This is a genomic window from Streptomyces sp. NPDC039424, from assembly GCF_055639495.1.
On sequence record NZ_JBVKAI010000003.1, the window covers coordinates 544,484 to 562,864 of the forward strand.

The 18,381-nt window shown below is 71.9% G+C and carries 17 protein-coding genes; 15 read left to right on the forward strand and 2 right to left on the reverse strand.

What is annotated here, in order from left to right; all coding sequences use genetic code 11:
* Window positions 1-2: 2 nt before the first annotated feature.
* Both ACZ7L0_RS10740 and ACZ7L0_RS10745 read right to left on the reverse strand, forming a co-directional pair.
* Window positions 3-785, reverse strand: coding sequence for a DeoR/GlpR family DNA-binding transcription regulator (locus ACZ7L0_RS10740; protein WP_471242075.1), 783 nt, complete (start codon window positions 783-785; stop codon window positions 3-5).
* 341 nt (window positions 786-1,126) lie between these two features.
* Entirely contained in the window at window positions 1,127-1,936 is an 810-nt protein-coding gene (locus ACZ7L0_RS10745; RefSeq protein WP_471242076.1) for an NAD-dependent epimerase/dehydratase family protein, read from the reverse strand.
* A gap of 255 nt (window positions 1,937-2,191) precedes the next feature.
* Here ACZ7L0_RS10745 and ACZ7L0_RS10750 point away from each other — a divergent pair, with 255 nt between their 5' ends.
* From ACZ7L0_RS10750 to ACZ7L0_RS10820, 15 genes are all read left to right on the forward strand, one after another.
* The gene (locus ACZ7L0_RS10750; RefSeq protein WP_471242077.1) at window positions 2,192-3,133 is read left to right on the forward strand and encodes a 5-dehydro-4-deoxyglucarate dehydratase; all 942 of its coding nucleotides are present in this window, start codon (window positions 2,192-2,194) and stop codon (window positions 3,131-3,133) included.
* Complete coding sequence (locus tag ACZ7L0_RS10755) at window positions 3,130-4,293, forward strand: hypothetical protein (RefSeq protein WP_471242078.1); 1,164 nt, start codon at window positions 3,130-3,132, stop codon at window positions 4,291-4,293. The genes ACZ7L0_RS10750 and ACZ7L0_RS10755 overlap by 4 nt, the downstream gene beginning before the upstream one ends.
* 136 nt (window positions 4,294-4,429) lie before the next feature.
* A complete protein-coding gene (locus ACZ7L0_RS10760; RefSeq protein ID WP_471242079.1) occupies window positions 4,430-5,023 on the forward strand; it encodes a TIGR03086 family metal-binding protein in 594 nt (197 codons plus the stop codon).
* 40 nt (window positions 5,024-5,063) lie between these two features.
* Complete coding sequence (locus ACZ7L0_RS10765) at window positions 5,064-5,816, forward strand: MBL fold metallo-hydrolase (RefSeq protein WP_471242080.1); 753 nt, start codon at window positions 5,064-5,066, stop codon at window positions 5,814-5,816.
* Between the two features lie 131 nt (window positions 5,817-5,947).
* Window positions 5,948-6,604 (forward strand): GntR family transcriptional regulator, encoded by a 657-nt coding sequence (locus tag ACZ7L0_RS10770; protein WP_471242081.1) that lies wholly within the window; start codon window positions 5,948-5,950, stop codon window positions 6,602-6,604.
* Window positions 6,601-7,509, forward strand: coding sequence for a dihydrodipicolinate synthase family protein (locus tag ACZ7L0_RS10775; RefSeq protein WP_471242082.1), 909 nt, complete (start codon window positions 6,601-6,603; stop codon window positions 7,507-7,509). Before ACZ7L0_RS10770 ends, ACZ7L0_RS10775 begins: the two co-directional genes overlap by 4 nt.
* Window positions 7,506-9,227 carry an L-arabinonate dehydratase gene (araD, locus tag ACZ7L0_RS10780; protein WP_471242083.1) on the forward strand — a complete coding sequence of 574 codons (1,722 nt, stop codon included), beginning with the start codon at window positions 7,506-7,508 and terminating at the stop codon, window positions 9,225-9,227. Before ACZ7L0_RS10775 ends, araD begins: the two co-directional genes overlap by 4 nt.
* Window positions 9,228-9,320: 93 nt before the next feature.
* Window positions 9,321-10,256 (forward strand): carbohydrate ABC transporter permease, encoded by a 936-nt coding sequence (locus tag ACZ7L0_RS10785; protein WP_471242084.1) that lies wholly within the window; start codon window positions 9,321-9,323, stop codon window positions 10,254-10,256.
* A complete protein-coding gene (locus tag ACZ7L0_RS10790; protein WP_471242085.1) occupies window positions 10,253-11,137 on the forward strand; it encodes a carbohydrate ABC transporter permease in 885 nt (294 codons plus the stop codon). The genes ACZ7L0_RS10785 and ACZ7L0_RS10790 overlap by 4 nt, the downstream gene beginning before the upstream one ends.
* On the forward strand, window positions 11,134-12,342 hold the full coding sequence (locus ACZ7L0_RS10795) for a Gfo/Idh/MocA family protein (RefSeq protein WP_471242086.1): 1,209 nt from the start codon (window positions 11,134-11,136) through the stop codon (window positions 12,340-12,342). The genes ACZ7L0_RS10790 and ACZ7L0_RS10795 overlap by 4 nt, the downstream gene beginning before the upstream one ends.
* On the forward strand, window positions 12,342-13,187 hold the full coding sequence (locus tag ACZ7L0_RS10800) for a DUF6807 domain-containing protein (protein WP_471242087.1): 846 nt from the start codon (window positions 12,342-12,344) through the stop codon (window positions 13,185-13,187). Before ACZ7L0_RS10795 ends, ACZ7L0_RS10800 begins: the two co-directional genes overlap by 1 nt.
* Window positions 13,184-14,683: a glycoside hydrolase family 43 protein gene (locus ACZ7L0_RS10805; RefSeq protein WP_471242088.1), complete on the forward strand. Its 1,500-nt coding sequence runs from the start codon at window positions 13,184-13,186 to the stop codon at window positions 14,681-14,683. Before ACZ7L0_RS10800 ends, ACZ7L0_RS10805 begins: the two co-directional genes overlap by 4 nt.
* A gap of 102 nt (window positions 14,684-14,785) precedes the next feature.
* On the forward strand, window positions 14,786-16,120 hold the full coding sequence (locus ACZ7L0_RS10810) for an ABC transporter substrate-binding protein (RefSeq protein WP_471242089.1): 1,335 nt from the start codon (window positions 14,786-14,788) through the stop codon (window positions 16,118-16,120).
* A 67-nt stretch (window positions 16,121-16,187) separates the two neighbouring features.
* A complete protein-coding gene (locus tag ACZ7L0_RS10815; RefSeq protein WP_471242090.1) occupies window positions 16,188-16,985 on the forward strand; it encodes a rhamnogalacturonan acetylesterase in 798 nt (265 codons plus the stop codon).
* 17 nt (window positions 16,986-17,002) lie between these two features.
* Entirely contained in the window at window positions 17,003-18,316 is a 1,314-nt protein-coding gene (locus ACZ7L0_RS10820) for a pectate lyase family protein (protein ID WP_471242091.1), read from the forward strand.
* Window positions 18,317-18,381: the final 65 nt, after the last annotated feature.

Sequence of the window (18,381 nt, forward strand, 5' to 3'; positions counted from 1 at the left end):
CGTCAGACGCGGATGACCTCTGGCCCCAGGAGGGAGTAGCGGTGGGCCTCGGCCGTGGGGAGCAGTGTGCTCGTGACGATGGCTTCCAGGGCGCCGACCTCGGCGAACCGGCAGAAGCTGACCGCCCCGAACTTGGTGTGGACGCCCGCGAACACGGTGCGCCGCGCGGACCGGATCGCCTGCGCCTTCACCTCGCTGACGGCCGGATCGGGGGTGGTGAGGCCGTGTTCGCGGGAGATGCCGTTGGCGCCGATGAACGCCAGGTCGATGACGAATCCGGCGAGCATCTTCGTGGTCCAGTGGTCGACCGTCGCCAGCGTGCCGGAACGGACCCTGCCGCCGAGCAGCAGGACGGAGACGTTCTCCGCCTCGGCGAGCGTGCCCGCGACCGGCAGGGACGCGGTGACCACGGTCAGCGGCCGGTCCCTCGGCAGTGCCTCGGCGATGAGCTGCGGGGTGAAGCCCTCGTCGACGAAGACCGTCTCGGCGTCGATGAGCAGCTCGGCCGCCGCGGTGGCGATCCGGCGCTTCTCGGGGACGTGACTGGTGGCGCGGAAGGAGAGCGTCGTCTCGAAGCCGGCGCTCTCCACGGGGTAGGCGCCGCCATGGGTCCGGCGGAGCAGGCCGTGGTCCTCCAGGACCCGCAGGTCCCGCCGTACGGTCTCCTTGGCCACGCCCAGGTCGGTGGCGAGCGCGGTGACGTCGACCGAGCCGGTGGCGCGCGCGATCAGCACGATCTCACGCTGGCGTTCTTCGGCGGTCCTCGCCGTCTTCGCCGTCGTCATCGCCGACACCCGCTTCCGTGCTGTGCTTCCGATGCGTTCGCCTCCGGAGCGTTCGAGCGCGTTCGAGAGCGTTCGAGCCGGAGCTGCCCGTTCGGGCCCCGGGGGGAGGCATGGGGGAAGTTTTACAGCGAGGTTTCGGCACCGACCAGGTCTGTTGCGGGATCGATGCTGACCGTTTGTGCCCGTTCGGCTTGGCCGGTGACCGTCTCGGACCTGCGGGTCCGTGCGCCGGGGGGTGAGAGCGGGCAGCGTGGATGCCCGAATGCGGGAGCGGGCGGGCCCGTTCGGTGCCCGCCCGCTCCCGCGAAGCCTGTTTTCCGCCGTGTCGGCGGGATCGGTGATCAGTACGGCCAGAGCGGCGGGTCGCTCACGAAGTGGCCGCCGAGGTGGGTGTGGGCCGGGTTCTCCGGGTCCAGCTCGCCCTGCTCGGCGATGAGCTTCCCGGCGTACGGCTCGGAGTCGTCCCGCGGTTCGTACCCGAGCGCACGCGCGCTCCCCAGGTCCCACCACAGGCGGGTGTTGGCGGAGGAGCCGTAGACGACGGTGTGGCCGACGTCCTCGGCGGTCAGGGCCGCGTGGAAGAGGCGGGCGCCGTCGGCCGGGCTCATCCACACCGAGAGCATGCGGACGCTGGTGGGCTCCGGGAAGCAGGAGCCGATGCGCACCGAGACGGTCTCCAGGCCGTGCTTGTCCCAGTAGAACTGCGCGAGATCCTCGCCGAAGGACTTCGACAGGCCGTAGAAGGTGTCCGGGCGGCGCGGGGTGTCGATCGGGATGAGCGGGTCGCCCTCCCGGGGAGCCGGGGCGAAGCCCACCGCGTGGTTGGAGGAGGCGAAGACGATACGCGGCACGCCCTCCCGGTGGGCCGCCTCGTAGAGGTGGTAGGTGCCCTCGATGTTCGCCCTGAGGATTCTCTCGAAGGGCGCCTCCAGGGAGATGCCCGCGAGGTGGACGATCGCGTCGACGCCCCGGACCGCCTCGCGCAGCGCCTCCTTGTCGGCGAGGTCCGCGGTGATCGCCTCCGGTGCGTCCTCGATCGGGCGCACGTCGAACAGGCGCAGGTCGTAGCCGTACTCCGGGAGCAGGCCCCGCATCAGGGTGCCCAGTCCGCCTGCGGCGCCGGTGAGCAGAACGGTGCGGGGAGCGGGCATCCTGGGTCTCCTTGGCTCGGGCGGTGCGGCCATCTCTGTCCACGTCCGGATCGACGTCCGGATTCATGTCCGGCATTCACATGCGTGGACACGTTAGGAAGATCGGGCGCGCCTGGTCAAGTGTGCCGTGGGGTGCGGAAATCCGCTCGCGTGTTGCGCATTCGCGTGCTTGACCCGCCTTGAGTGGGGCCTTTAGCGTGGTCGCGTTCAGAAATATAGACGCCGATCAGAAGTATGCACCGACAGGGAGAGCCCGTGACGCCAGCCCCGCTCGCCGCTCGTCTCAGCGACCCCCGGGGGCCGCTGTTCTTCCCCGTCACCGCGTACGGCCCGGACGGCTCCGTCGACCTCGACGTCTACCGCGCCCATGTGCGCCGGGGCGTCGAGGCCGGGGCCGCCGCCGTGTTCGCCTGCTGCGGCACCGGCGAGTTCCACGCCCTGCTGCCCGAGGAGTTCGAGGCCTGCGTACGGGCGGCGGTCGAGGCGACCGAGGGGCGCGTACCGGTCGTCGCGGGCGCCGGGTACGGCACCGCGCTCGCCGTGCGGTACGCCGGGCTGGCGCGGGCGGCCGGGGCGGACGGCCTGCTCGCCATGCCGCCGTACCTCGTCGTCCCCGGCCAGCAGGGCCTGCTGCGGCACTACCGGGAGGTGGCCGCCGCCACGGAGCTGCCCGTGATCGTCTACCAGCGCGACAACGCGGTCTTCACCCCCGCGACGGTGGTCGAGCTGGCACGCACCGAGGGGATCATCGGCTTCAAGGACGGCCTCGGCGACCTGGACCTGATGCAGCGGATCGTCAGCGCCGTGCGCACCGAGGCCCCCGGCGACCTCCTCTACTTCAACGGCCTGCCCACCGCCGAACAGACCCAGCTCGCCTACCGCGGCATCGGCATCAGCCTGTACTCCTCCGCCGTGTTCTGCTTCGCGCCCGAGATCGCCCTCGCCTTCCACCTGGCCCTGGAGACGGGCGACGAGGCCACCGCCCACCGCCTGCTGGACAACTTCTACCGCCCCTTCGTCGAACTGCGCGCCCAGGGCCGCGGCTACGCCGTCGCCCTCGTCAAGGCGGGCGTACGGCTGCGCGGGCTGGACGTGGGGGAGGTCCGGCCCCCGCTGCACGAGCCGACCGAGGATCATGTCAAGCAGCTCGCTCAGCTGATCGAGCGTGGGTACGCGCTGCTCGAGGAGCACGCGTGAAGGCGTCGGCGTTCGTCTACCCCTGGGACGTCAACGGGGACCCGGAGGCCCCCGCGCGGATCGCCGCGCTCGGCGTGGCGCAGGTGACCCTCGCCGCCGCCTACCACTCCACGCGCGCGCTGACCCCCCGCCACCCCCGCCACCGCATCGTCACCGCCGAGCACGCGGCCGTGCTCTACCCGCCGGGCGACCGCTGGACGGGCCGCACCCCGCACCCGTACCGGGCCGGGGACTGGGCCCCCGGCGACGCCTACGGCGAGGCCGCCGACGCCCTCGCGGCGGCCGGACTGGAGGTGCACACCTGGGTCGTCCTCGCGCACAACTCCCGCCTCGGCGCCGAGCACCCCGGCACCTCGGTCGTCAACGCCTACGGCGACCGCTACCCGTGGGCGCCCTGCATCGCGCAGCCCGCCACGCGCGCGTACCTGGTCGACCTGGCCGCCGAGGCCGCCGTACGGCCCGGAGCACGCGGCACGGAACTGGAGTCCCTCGGCTGGTACGGCCTCCAGCACCTGCACGCCCACGACAAGACCTCCGGCGTCGGCCTCGGGGACGCCGGACAGTACCTCATGGCGCTGTGCTTCTGCCCGGACTGCCGCGCGGGCTACGCGCGGGAAGGCCTGGACGCCGACGCGCTGGCGGCCTCCGTACGGGCCGCGCTGGAGCCCCTGTGGCAGGGCGCGGGCGACGACGGGGGCTGGGCGGGCGTGGAGAAGCTCCTCGGCGAGGAGACGGCCGCCGCCACGCGCGCGTGGCGCGACCGCACCGCCCGCACGCTCCAGGAGGAGGCGGTCGCCGCCGTCCGCGCCGCAGCGCCCGAGGGCTTCCAGGTACTGCTGCACGCGGACCCGGTGCCGTACCACTGCGGCGCCAACGCGGGCGTGGACCCCGCGCACGTCCTGTCCGTCGCGGACGGTGTGGTCGTCCCGTGCGCGGGCGGTACGGGGCTGCTGACGCCGTTCGTCGAACAGGGCCGCGAGGGTGCCGTGATCGCCGCCAACTTCACCGTGGTCTCCGGCATGGGCGGCAGCCCGGACATCCTCGCGGCGGACGCGGAGCGGGCGCGGGAGCGGGGCGCGACGGAGATCCGGCTGTATCACGCCGGGCTGGCGTCGGACGGGGACCTGGCGGCGGTGCGCGAGGCGCTGTCCGCGCGCTGAGCGGGTGCGGCGGTCGTGGTGAGGAGCGCCGGGCCGAACGGGACCAGCGGCGGCCGCGAAGCGCGGCACCGATGAGTTTCCCGGTTCCGGCCGGTCCACCCTCCGTACCGGTACCGCACTCACCGAGGAGCACGCCATGACCGACACCATCCTCGACCTCGGCCCGCAGACCCGGGTCGTGGCACGGCTCGCCGAGGGCGTGAGGGACGAGCAGCTCTCGGCACCGACCCCCTGCCCGGACTGCGCCGTGCACCGCATGCTGGGCCACCTCCTCGGCCTCGCCGCCGCCTTCCGCGACGCCGGCCGCAAGGACCTGGGCGTCACCACCGACACCAGCCCGGACGCCGCCGCCCCGGACATCGGCCCCGGCTGGCGCGAGGAGCTGCCCAAGGTCCTGGACGAACTGGCCGAGGCCTGGCGCGACCCGGACGCCTGGACCGGGATGACCCGCGCGGGCGGCGTGGACCTGCCCGGCGCGGTCGCGGGCGCCGTCGCCGCCGACGAGCTGGTCATCCACGGCTGGGACCTGGCCCGCGCCACCGGCCTGCCCTACACCCCCGATCCGGCCGCGCTGGAGTCGTCGTACGGCTTCCTCCTCGCCGCGGCCGAGGACACCGACCGCGGCGGCGGCCTCTTCGGCCCGGTCGTCCCCGTCCCGGCCGGCGCACCGCTGCTGGACCGGGCGGTGGGGCTGAGCGGGCGGGATCCGGGATGGACGCCTATGGGATGAAAGTGAGTAAGGACGGCACTGCGGCACGTACTCTCCTGGCGTGCCCCTCACCCTCACCGTCCTCGGCACCGCCTCCCCGCACCCGGGGCCCGGCCGCCCCTGCTCCGGGTACCTGCTGCGCGGCGGGGGCGCCGAGGTGTGGGTGGACGCCGGTACCGGGACCTTCGCGGAGTTGCAGCGGCACACGGACCCGGCACGGCTCACGGCGATCTGGATCTCGCACCTGCACGCGGACCACAGCGCCGACCTGCTCGCCGCCGCATACGCCTTCGCGTTCGGCGGGCTCACCCCGCCCGCACCGATCCCGGTGTACGCGCCCATGGACTGCGCCCGGCGGCTGGCGGGCTTCCTCGGCCGGTCGGACCTCAGCTTCCTGAGCGGGATCCTGGACTTCCGCCCCCTGTACGACGGCCACACCGTCCAGCACTGGAACCTCCGCCTCACCAGCCGCGCCGTCGCCCACGACACCGAGGCGTACGGCCTGCGCGCCGAGTCCCAGGGGAGTGTCCTCGCGTACTCCGGGGACAGCGGCCCCTGCGCCGCGCTCGGTGAACTCGCCGTCAACGCCGACCTGTTCCTGTGCGAGGCCGACATCGACGAGCATCGCGAAGGCGAACAGGTCCATCTGACGCCGGAGGACGCCGGGCGGGTCGCCCGTGCGGCGGGGGTGCGGGAGCTGCTCATCACCCACGTCGGGCCGACCCTCACCCGCGAGTCGGCGACCGCACGCGCCGCCGTGGCCGCCGTGCGCCCCACCGACACGGCCCGCGAGGGCGACACCAGGACCTTCTGATCCTCCCGCCCCGGCAGCCTCAACTTCCTTTGCCGGAAGCATTGACGAAACACATGCCCGCTCCTACGTTCGTCGCGTCGTACTTCGTACGTCATATATGAGACGCGATATGTGAGATCCGAGAGGCGCGCATGACCTCTGTGCCCACACCGATCCCCTCCCGCACGCAGTTCGTGCTGGAGGGGATCAAACACCGCATCCTCACCGGGCAGCTGACGCCGGGTCAGGCGCTGGTCGAGACCGAGCTCGCCGCGCAGTTCGGGGTGTCCAAGACCCCGGTGCGCGAGGCGCTGAAGACGCTGGCCGGGACCGGGCTGGTGGTGATGAGCCAGTACAAGGGTGTCACGGTGCGCATGGTGGACGCGGACATGGCGCGCGAGGTCTACGACGTACGGCTGCTGCTCGAACCCGAGGCACTGAAGCGGGCGGTGCGGCGCGGAGCCTCGCTGGACGCGGCGCGCGACGCCCTGACCCGGGCCGACGCCGCCACCGACACCGCCGAACGCTCCCTGGCCAACCGGGAGTTTCACCGCGCGCTGTACCTGCCGTGCGGCAACCCGCTGCTCGGCCGGATGCTGGACGAGGTCCGCGACCAGGCCGCCCTCGTCTCCGCCGTCGCCTGGGCCGCCGACCCCTCCTGGGAGCGGGAGGCGGACGAGCACCGGGAGATCCTCCGGCTCGCCCTGGAGGGCGACGCGGACGGCGCGGCCACGGCCCTGCACGCGCACATCGCCTCGTTCGTGCGGCGCGCGTTCCCCCACGCCCAGCCAGAGGAAGGTCAGGAATGAGCGCGACGTTCGAGACCCAGCGGGCCGCCCTGGCCGACGTGGTGGCGATCCCGGTGACCCCGTTCGCCGCGGACGGCGGCGTCGACCAGGACGCCCACCGGGCCCTGCTGCGTCGCCTCCTCGACGGCGGCGTCACCACCCTCACCCCCAACGGCAACACCGGCGAGTTCTACGCCCTCAGCCCCGAAGAGCGCCGCCTCGTCACGGAGCTGACCCTGGAGGAGGCCGGGGAGCGCGCCGTCGTCCTGGTGGGCGTCGGGCACGACGTGCCGACCGCCGTCGCCTCCGCCCGGCACGCCCGCGAGCGCGGCGCCCACATGGTGATGGTCCACCAGCCCGTCCACCCGTACGTCTCGCAGTCCGGCTGGGTCGACTACCACCGCGCCATCGCCGGGGCCGTCCCCGAGCTGGGCGTCGTCCCGTACATCCGCAACGCCCAGCTCACCGGCGCCCGCCTGGCCGAACTCGCCGACGACTGCCCGAACGTGATCGGCGTGAAGTACGCGGTCCCGGACGCGGCCCGGTTCGCCGCCTTCGCCCGGGACGCGGGCCTGGACCGCTTCGTGTGGGTGGCGGGTCTGGCCGAGCCGTACGCCCCCTCGTACTTCTCCGCGGGCGCCACCGGCTTCACCTCGGGGCTGGTGAACGTCGCCCCGGCCGTTTCGCTGAACATGATCGAAGCGCTTCGATCCGGTGACTACCCGGCCGCCATGAAGGTCTGGGAGCAGATCCGCCGCTTCGAGGAGCTGCGCGCCGCGAACGGCTCCGCCAACAACGTCACCGTCGTCAAGGAGGCCCTCGCCTCCCTCGGCCTGTGCCGCCGCGACGTCCGCCCGCCCAGCAGGCCGCTGCCCGAGGACGAACGCGCCGAGGTCGCCGCCATCGCCGCCGGGTGGTCCGTATGAAGTCGCCGGAGCAGCTCAGAAGCCACCAGTGGTACGGCACCGACGGACTGCGCTCCTTCAGTCACCGGGCCCGCACCCGCCAGCTCGGCTACCTCCCCGAGGAGCACCTGGGCAAGCCGGTCATCGCGATCCTCAACACCTGGTCCGACATCAATCCCTGCCATGTGCATCTGAGGGATCGGGCGCAGGCCGTGAAGCGGGGGGTGTGGCAGGCGGGCGGCTTCCCCCTGGAGTTCCCGGTCTCCACCCTCAGCGAGACCTTCCAGAAGCCGACCCCCATGCTCTACCGCAACATGCTCTCCATGGAGACCGAGGAGCTGCTGCGGTCCTACCCGGTCGACGGCGCCGTCCTGATGGGCGGCTGCGACAAGTCCACGCCCGCCCTGCTCATGGGTGCCGCGAGCGTCGACCTGCCGACCGTCTTCGTGCCCGCCGGGCCCATGCTGCCGGGCCACTGGCGGGGCGAGGTCCTCGGCTCCGGCACCGACATGTGGAAGTACTGGGACGACAAGCGGGCCGGCCTCATCGGCGACTGCGAGATGGCCGAGCTGGAGAGCGGCCTCGCCCGCTCGCCCGGCCACTGCATGACCATGGGCACCGCCTCCACGCTGACCGCCGCCGCGGAGGCGCTCGGCGTGACCGTCCCGGGCGCGTCCAGCATCCCCGCCGTGGACTCCGGGCACGACCGGATGGCCGCCGCGTCCGGACTGCGCATCGTCGAACTGGTCCACAAGGACCGGAAGTTGTCGCACATCCTCACCCGGGAGGCCTTCGAGGACGCGGTCACCACCGTCCTCGGCCTCGGCGGCTCGACCAACGCCGTGATCCATCTGATCGCCATGGCCGGACGCGCCGGGATCCGCCTCACCCTCGACGACTTCGACCGCGTCGCCCGCACGGTCCCGGTCCTGGCCAACGTCCGCCCCGGCGGCCGGACGTACCTCATGGAGGACTTCCACTTCGCCGGCGGCCTGCCCGGATTCCTCTCCCGGATCACCGACCTGCTCCACCTCGACCGGCCGACCGTCTCCCACGATCGCCTGCGCGACCAACTGGCCACCGCGCAGGTGCACGACGACGACGTCATCCGCCCCCGGGACAACCCGGTCGCCGCCGAGGGCGGGGTCGCGGTGCTGCGCGGCAACCTCTGCCCGGACGGCGCGGTCATCAAGCACATCGCCGCCGAGCCCCGCCTGCTCAAGCACACCGGGCCCGCGGTCGTCTTCGACGACTACAAGACCATGCAGCGCACCATCAACGACCCCGGCCTGGGCATCACCGCCGACAGCGTCCTCGTGCTGCGTAACGCCGGCCCCAAGGGCGGGCCGGGCATGCCCGAGTACGGGATGCTGCCCATCCCGGACCACCTGCTCAAGCAGGGCGTACGCGACATGGTGCGGATCTCCGACGCCCGGATGAGCGGCACCAGCTACGGCGCGTGCGTGCTGCACGTGGCGCCCGAGTCGTACGTGGGCGGACCGCTGGCCCTCGTACGCACCGGGGACCCGATCACCCTGGACGTCGAGGCGCGCACGCTCCACCTCGACGTGGACGAGGCGGAGCTGGAGCGCAGGCGGGCGCGGTGGACGCCGCCGCCCGCCCGGTACGAGCGCGGCTACGGCGCGCTCTACAACGACCAGATCACCCAGGCCGACACCGGCTGTGACTTCGAGTTCCTGGCCCGCCCGGGCAAGGTCGCGGACCCGTACGCGGGCTGACCCCACGCAGGCCGTCGAAGCCCCGGCCCCTGCCCATGGAGAAAGCGCTTCACCCGCACGAGACCGCACGACGCACCAGAACGGAGAACAGTCATGGCCCAAGCCGCAGCCGTGGCGAAACCGCCCGCGCCACCCCGGCGGCGCCGTGCCTCCGCGACGCCGCGCAGGCTCCCGTACCTGCTGATCGCCCCGGCGGCCCTGCTCATGCTGGGCTTCATCGCCTACCCGGTCATCAGCGTCTTCTACTACAGCCTGCAGAACTACAACCCCACCAAACCGTGGCGGAACGGCTACGCGGGCTTCGACAACTTCGTCCACGCCTTCACCGACGACCCGCAGTTCTGGGACACGCTCACCTTCAGCGCCAAGTGGGTGGTCGTCGAGGTCGGACTCCAGCTGCTCTTCGGTCTGGCCCTCGCACTGATCGTCAACCAGACCTTCGTCGGACGGGCGGTGGGCCGCGCGCTGGTCTTCTCCCCGTGGGCCGTCTCCGGCGTGCTGACCTCCGCGATCTGGGTGCTGCTCTACAACTCCCAGACCGGCGTCACCCGTTACCTCGCCGACGTCGGCATCGGCTCCTACGGCACCAGCTGGCTGTCGGACACCTCGACCGTGTTCCCGGCGGCGGTGGTCGCCGACCTGTGGCGCGGTGTCCCCTTCTTCGCCATCCTCATCCTCGCCGACCTCCAGTCCGTCTCCAAGGACCTGTACGAGGCCGCCGAGGTCGACGGGGCGAGCCGGCTCAAGCAGTTCTGGCACATCACGCTGCCCCACCTGAAGGACGCCATCGTCCTGTCCACGCTGCTGCGCGCGGTCTGGGAGTTCAACAACGTCGACCTGCTCTACACCCTGACCGGCGGCGGCCCGGCCGGTGAGACCACGACCCTGCCGCTCTACATCGCCAACACCAGCGTCGACGCCCACAACTTCGGCTACGCGTCCGCCCTGACCACGGTGGCGTTCGTGATCCTGCTCTTCTGCTCGATCGTCTATCTGCGGCTGAGCAAGTTCGGAGGCGACCAGAAGTGATCACCGAGATCGCCCCCGCGCCCGAGCGCGCGGCGCCCGAACCGGCCCGGCCGCGCGGAAAGCGCCGCTCCTGGGACGAGGTCCCACGCCGGCAGATCTACGTCCCCCTGTCGATCTACCTCGTCTTCACCCTCATCCCCTTCTACTGGATCCTGCTCTTCGCCCTCCGCCCGGCCGGCTCGACCTCGCTGGTGCCCTGGCCGGTCACCTTCGACCACTTCCAGAAGGTGTGGACCGAGCGGAGCTTCGGCACGTACTTCACCAACAGCGTGTACGTCGGTGTCGCCACCCTCTTCCTGACCACCGTGGTCGCGCTGGCCGGCGGCTACGCCCTCGCGCGGTTCGACTTCCGCGTCAAGCGCGCGTTCATGCTGGCCCTGCTGTGCTCCCAGTTCGTACCGGGCGCGCTGCTGCTGGTGCCGCTGTTCCAGATCTTCGCCAAGCTGCAGATGATCAACTCGCTGGGCAGTGTCGTCCTCGCCGAGACCGTCTTCCAGCTGCCGCTGTCGATGATCCTGATCAGCGGCTTCATCCGGAACGTGCCGTACTCGCTGGAGGAGGCCGCCTGGGTGGACGGCTGCAACCGGTTCGCCGCGTTCCGCATCGTCGTGCTGCCGCTGCTGCGGCCCGGGCTGATCGCCGTCGGCTCCTTCGCCTTCGTGCACGCCTGGAACCACTTCCTGTTCGCCCTGATGTTCCTGTCCGACCAGAGCAAGCAGACCATCCCGGTGGGCCTCAACACCCTGATGAGCTCGGACAGCGTCGACCTGGGCGCCCTGGCCGCGGGCGGCATCATCGCGGCCGTACCGGTCGTGATCGTGTTCGCCTTCATCCAGAAGTGGCTGATCACCGGCTTCAGCGCGGGGGCGGTGAAGGGATGAGGCCCCCTCACACCACCCCGGCGGACGTCGGGCGCGGGGAGGATCCGACGAGCACGGCCGTTCCCGTCGTCCTGGCCGGCGCGCGCGGCCACGGCCACTGGCACCTCGACAACATCCGCCGCCTGCGAAGCGAAGGGCTGGTCCGGCTCGCGGGGATCTGCGAGCTCACCCCGCTGGCCGAGGACGAGATCCCCGAAGGGCTGGGCACGCCCGAGCAGTCCGCCGACTTCGGCGCGCTCCTCGACTCCACCGGCGCCCGGATCGCGGTGATCTGCACGCCGATCCCGACCCACACCGACCTGGCGCTGACGGCCGCCCGCAGGGGCGTGCACCTGCTGCTGGAGAAGCCGCCCGCCCCGTCGTACGCGGAGTTCCGCCGGATGGCCGACGGGGTCGCCGAGGCGGGCGTGGCCTGCCAGATCGGCTTCCAGTCGCTGGGCTCGCACGCCGTGCCCGCGATCCGCCGGATGATCGCCGACGGTGCGATCGGGGAGGTGATGGGCGTCGGAGGCGGCGGGGCCTGGGCACGCGACGAGGCGTACTACCGGCGGGCCCCCTGGGCGGGCAGAAGGCGCCTGAACGGCGTCGACGTGGTCGACGGGGTGCTCACCAACCCCCTCGCCCACGCCGTCGCCACCGGCCTCGCCCTGCTCGGCGCCACCCACGCCGAGGACGTCACCGGCATCGAGACCGAGCTGCTGCGGGCGAACGACATCGAGTCCGACGACACCTCCTGCGTCCGCGTCGGCACCGCGCACGGCCCGGTGACCGTCGCCGCGACCCTGTGCGCCGAGGAGCCCGGCGAGCCCTACGTCCTGGTGCACGGCTCCAGCGGCCGGATCACCTACTGGTACAAGCAGGACCGCGTGCTGCTGCAGCGCGCGGGACACGGCCCGCAGGAGACCGGGTACGGGCGTACGGACCTGCTGGAGAACCTCGTCCGGCACCTCACCACCGGGGCCGGCGTGCTGGTGCCCCCGGACGCCACGGGCGCCTTCATGAAGGTCGTCGAGGCGATCCGGCTGGCCGACGACCCCCGTCCGCTGCCCCCCGACGCCTGGCACCTGCTCCCCGGTGCGAACCGCCGGGTGGTGCACGGCATCGACGCACTCGTCGCGGCCTCGGCCGACACCCTCGCCCTCTACTCCGAGCTGGGTGCCCCCTGGGCGCTCACGACCCCGGTCCCGAAAGAGGTGAGCGGCTGATGACGAACCCCGACTCCCCGGTCCTGCGCGTCGCGGGCCGCCCGGTCGCCCGCTATGTCACCCGGCCCGAACTCCCCTCCCGGCTCTCCCCGCGCCCCTACCTGCACCCCGTCACCACCCTGGCCGGCACCGCGGTCACCGAGCTCAGCCCCGCCGACCACACCCACCACCTCGGCGTCGGTGTCGCCGTCCCCGACGTCGAGGGGCACAACTTCTGGGGCGGGCGCACCTTCCTGCGCGACCGGGGCCCGACCGAGCTGGACAACCACGGCAGCCAGCGCCACGCCTCCTTCCAGCTCCGCGACCCCGACGGCTTCGTGGAGGAACTGCGCTGGGTCGCCGCGGGCGCGGAACTACTCCGCGAGCGCCGTACCGTCGCCGCCACCGAACTCACCGGCACCGCCTGGGCGCTGGACTTCACCTTCTCCCTCACCAATGTCACCCGGGGCCCGCTGTCGATCGGCAGCCCCGCCACCAACGGGCGCCCCGGCGCGGCCTACGGCGGCTTCTTCTGGCGGGCCCGCAAGGAGGCCGGCGCCCCGGACGTGTTCACCGCCGACCGCGAGGGCGAGCCGGAGGTGCACGGCGGGCGCGCCGACTGGCTCGCCCTGTCGGGCAGGGGCTGGACGCTGGTCTTCGCCGGGGCCACGGACGCGACCCGCCGGGACCCGTGGTTCGTGCGCACCGCCGAATACCCCGGCGTCGGCTCCTGCCTGGCGCACACCGAACGGCTGCCGGTCCCGCCGGGGGAGACCGTCGTACGCCGGATCGTCACCGTCGTCGCCGACGGCCGCCTGGGCCGGGACGAGGCGGCGGCACTGGTCCGGAAGGCGGTGAGCCAGTGACGTACCGCAATCCGGTCCTGAACGCCGACTGGTCCGACCCGGACGTGGTCCGCGTCGGCGACGACTTCTACCTCACCGCCTCCAGCTTCGGCCGCGTCCCCGGTCTGCCGCTGCTGCACTCGCGCGACCTGGTCAACTGGACCCTGGTCGGCCATGCCCTCGAACGCCTGGAGCCCGCGGCGGAGTTCGCGGCGCCTCGGCACGACCGCGGAGTGTGGGCGCCGTCGCTCCGGTACCACGACGAACGCTTCTGGATCTTCTGGGGCGACCCGGACCAGGGCATCTTCCAGGTCAACGCCCCCGAGATACGCGGCCCTTGGGCCCGCCCCCATCCGGTGAAGAAGGGCAAGGGCCTCATCGACCCCTGCCCCCTCTGGGACGAGGACACCGGCGAGGCCTACCTGGTGCACGCCTGGGCCAGGTCCCGCTCCGGCGTCAAGAACCGCCTCACCGGCCACCGTATGCGCCCCGACGGCACCGAGCTCCTCGGCGAGGGCAAGGTGATCGTCGACGGTGACCGCATCCCCGGCTGGTTCACCCTCGAAGGGCCCAAGCTCTACCGGCACGACGGCTGGTTCTGGATCCTCGCGCCCGCCGGGGGAGTGGAGACCGGCTGGCAGGGCGCCTTCCGCTCGCGCGGTTTCTTCGGCCCGTACGAGGAGAAGATCGTCCTTGAGCAGAAGGACACCGAGGTCAACGGGCCGCACCAGGGCGGCTGGGTGCGCACGCCGTCCGGTGAGGACTGGTTCCTGCACTTCCAGCAGCGGGGCGCGTACGGCCGGGTGGTGCACCTCCAGCCGATGCGCTGGGGGGCGGACGGCTGGCCGGTGATCGGGGACGAGGGCGCCCCCGTCGCCGTGCACGAGCGCCCCGATCTGCCGCCGCAGCCGCCCGCCGCGCCCGCCACCGACGACGACTTCCCCGGCGGGCGGTACGACCGTCAGTGGCAGTGGACGGCCAACCCCCGGGACGGCTGGGCCACCCAGCACTCCGCCGACGGGCTGCGGCTGACCTGTGTCCGCTCGGCCGACGCCCACGACCCGCGCAGACTCCCGAACGTGCTCACGCAGCGGCTGCCCGGCACGCCCTGCGCGGTCGAGGTCGCGCTGCGGCTGGACGGTACCGAGCCGGGGGCGCGGGCCGGGCTCGCGGTGCTCGGGGACGCGTTCGGCTGGATCGGCCTGCAGCGGGCGGGCGACGGAACGGTCCGGCTCGTGCACCGGTTCGCGGAAGCCGTCGCCGAGCGGGAACGGGACGCGGAGCACCCGCGCCTCGCGCCGGAGGGGCACGCCCGGCTGCGGATCGAGATCGGCCCGAAAGCGCGCTGCCGCTTCTTCGCCGACACCGGGGACGGCTTCCGTCCCTCGGGGCCGGTCTTCTCCGCCACCCCCTGGCGCTGGGTCGGCGCCCTGCTCGGCCTGTTCGCCGTCGCACCCGCCGGACCCGGGCACGCCGGGTCGGCCACCTTCACCCAGTTCCGCGTCAACCCCTGCTGATCACCACCGAGTTCACCCGTACGCCTGTTGGGAGCCGCAATGACCCACCTCCATGGCAAGCGCTTGCCGACTCTGCTGGATCCAGAAGAAGAGGGCCGACCGATGAAGAGCAGCATCCGCAGAAGCAGACGCGCCGCCACGGCCGTCGTCCTGGGCTCCGTGCTCGCGCTGACCGCCACCGCCTGCGGCGACGACGGCAGCGGCGGCGCGGGCGACAAGGGTGACGAGGGCTCCGGCAAGGGGACGATCACCTTCTGGGACAACAACGGCGGTGTCCGGACCGACGTCTGGAAGCAGATCATCGCCGACTTCGAGAAGAAGTACCCGGACATCAAGGTCAAGTACGTCGGTGTCCCCGCCGCGAGCGTCCAGTCCAAGTACGACACCGCCATCCAGGGCGGCGGCCTGCCCGACGTCGGCGGCGTGGGCACCGCGATGCTCGCCGAGGTCGCCGCGCAGGGGGCGCTGGAGCCGCTGGACAGCCGCCTGGCGAAGAGCCCGCTGAACGGCAAGCTCAACGAGAAGTTCCTGGAGAGCGTCAAGGCGGCGGGCGGCGCCGGCAAGACGTACACCGTGCCGACCTCCGCCAACAACGGCACCCTCTGGTACCGGACCGACCTGTTCAAGGCGGCGGGGCTGGAGGCGCCGACCACCTGGACCAAGTTCTACACGGCCGCCGACAAGCTCACCGAGAAGGGCGAGAACAAGTTCGGATACACCATCCGGGGCGGCGAGGGGTCGATCGCGCAGGCCCTGGACGCGATCTACGGGCAGAGCGGGATCACCTCGTTCTGGAACGGCGACAAGACCACGGTCAACGACCCGAAGAACGTGGCCGCGCTGAAGAAGTACGTCGGCCTGTACAAGAAGGACACCCCGTCCGCCGACGTCAACAACGACTTCACCAAGATGGTCGCGCAGTGGGACTCCGGCACCATCGGGATGCTGAGCCACAACCTGGGGTCCTACGCGGACCACGAGAAGGCGCTGGCGGGGAAGTTCAAGGGCATTGCGAACCCGACGCTGGACGACGGCACCCGCGTGCAGGTGTCCAACCCCGTGGACGGACTCGCGCTGTTCAAGTCCAGCAAGAACAAGTCGGCGGCGTGGAAGTTCATCGAGTTCGCCGCGTCCCATGAGTCCAACAGCAAGTGGAACGAGACGGCGGGGCAGGTCCCGGCCAACTCGGAGGCCGCGCAGGACGCGTGGGTCCAGTCCTCCGAGCCGACGAAGCTCGCCGCCGAGGCGCTGAACGGGGCCAGCACGAAGATCGTGCAGCTGCCGTACTACCTGCCCGACTGGAACACGATCTCCAAGGCGGACAACGAGCCGAACTTCCAGAAGGTGCTGCTCGGGAAGCTGGGGGTGAAGGAGTTCCTGGACACGCTCGCCGATCAGCTGAACAAGGCGCAGGAGGACTGGAAGCAGAACCACTGACAGGCCAGTGATCCGCGCCCCCGACCGGGGGCGCGGATCCCACCCCCGGCTTGAAAGGCACATCGTCGTGTCACTCACCCGCAGACAGGTCGGCCTGGCGGCACTGGCCGCCGTTCCCGTGACCCTCGCGGCCACCGGTACCGCTCAGGCGGCGCGCCGCCACCGCACCCTCTACATCGCAGGCGACTCCACCGCCGCCCGGAAATACGCCGACGCGGCCCCCGAGACGGGGTGGGGAATGGCGCTTCCCTTCTTTCTCCGCAAGGGGCTCGCGGTCGCCAACCACGCCGTGAACGGGCGGAGTTCGAAGAGCTTCGTCGATGAAGGCCGGCTCGACGCCATTCTCTCCGAGATCCGGTCCGGGGACCTTCTCCTCATCCAGTTCGCGCACAACGACGAGAAGAGCGCCGACCCCGCCCGCTACACCGAGCCCTGGACCACGTACCAGGACTACCTGCGCCTCTACATCGACGGCGCCCGCGCGCACGGCGCCCGCCCCGTGCTGGCCACCCCCGTCGAGCGCCGCAAGTTCGACGCGGACGGCAACGCGTCGCCGACCCACGGCGACTACCCGGCGGCGATGCGCGCGCTCGCCGGGCAGGAGCGTGTGGCGTTGCTGGACATCGAGGCCCTGTCGCTCGCGCTGTGGCAGGAGCTCGGGGCCGAGGCGACGAAGACGTACTTCAACTGGACCGACACCGAGCAGGACAACACGCACTTCAATCCGCCGGGTGCGATCGCCGTGGCGCGGCTCGTGGCGCGGGAGCTGCTGCGGACGCGGGTGCTGGCGCCGCACGACGTCATCCGGCTGCACCAGGACGTTCCCACGTCCTGGATCACCTGGCCGCCCGCATCGGATTCCTGACCGAGGAGACCCGCACAGTGCGCATACAGGAATGTCATGGACGCGTCATAGCGGCGGCCGTCGGCTGCACGGCCCTCGTGCTCGCCGTCACCGGCACCGCCTCCGCCCAGCCCCGGCACCCCGGCCCGGCCCACCAGGTCCTCGCGAAGGGCGACGGCTGGGGCGCCCACGGCACGGGGACGACCGGCGGAGCCGCCGCCGACTCCGCGCACGTCTACACCGTCACCACCTGGGACGCCTTCAAGGCCGCCCTCGCCGACGGCGGCAGCGCGCCGAAGATCATCAAGGTGAAGGGCACGATCGACGCCGACGGGCCGAGCTGCGCCTCGTTCGCCGTACCGGGGTACGACTTCGACGCCTACCTCACGACGTACGACCCGGCGGTCTGGGGCCACGACAAGACCCTGGACGCCGAGCCCGACGACAGCCCCGAGGGCCTGCGCCGCGCCTCCGCCGCCCAGCAGGACGCCTACATCAAGGCGAACGTCCCGGCCAACACCACCATCGTCGGCGTCGGCAGGAACGCCGGCTTCAAGGGCGCGAGCCTGCAGATCAAAGGCGTCGACAACGTCATCGTCCGCAACCTGGCCTTCGAGAGCCCGCTCGACTGCTTCCCGCAGTGGGACCCGACCGACACCGCCGACGGCAACTGGAACTCCGAGTACGACAGCGCGGTGGTCTACGGCTCGACGCACGTCTGGATCGACCACGACACCTTCACCGACGGCGACCACCCGGACAGCACGCTGCCCACCTACTACGGACGGATCTACGAGCAGCACGACGGCGAACTCGACATCGTCAAGGGCGCCGACTACGTCACCGCCTCCTGGAACGTCTTCGCCGACCACGACAAGACGATTCTGATCGGCAACAGCGACAGCGCCGCCACCGCCGCCGTCGACCGCGGCCACCTCAAGGTCACCTTCCACCACAACCTGTTCGCGAACCTGGTCGAACGCGCCCCGCGCGTCCGCTTCGGCCAGGTCGACTCCTTCAACAACCACTTCGTCGCGGGCGAGGGCTACTCCTACAGCTACGGCATCGGCATGGAGTCCCAGCTCGTCGCCGAGCACAACGCGTTCACGCTGCCGGCCGGGACCGGCGCGGGGAAGATCCTGAAGAAGTGGAAGGAGGCGCCGGTCACCGCCGACGACAACTACGTCAACGGCTCCCCGACCGACCTGATCGCCGTCCACAACACAGAGGTCCCCGGCGAGATCCTCCAGCCGGGCGCGGGCTGGACGCCGACCCTGCGCACGAAGGTCGACCCGGCGAGGGCCGTGCCCCGCATCGTCGACCACCACGCCGGCGCCGGCCACCTGCGCTGACGTACCGCCCGACGCGGCCGGGGCCCCGGGGCCCCGGCCCCACCCCCTAAGAGCCGCACCGCGAA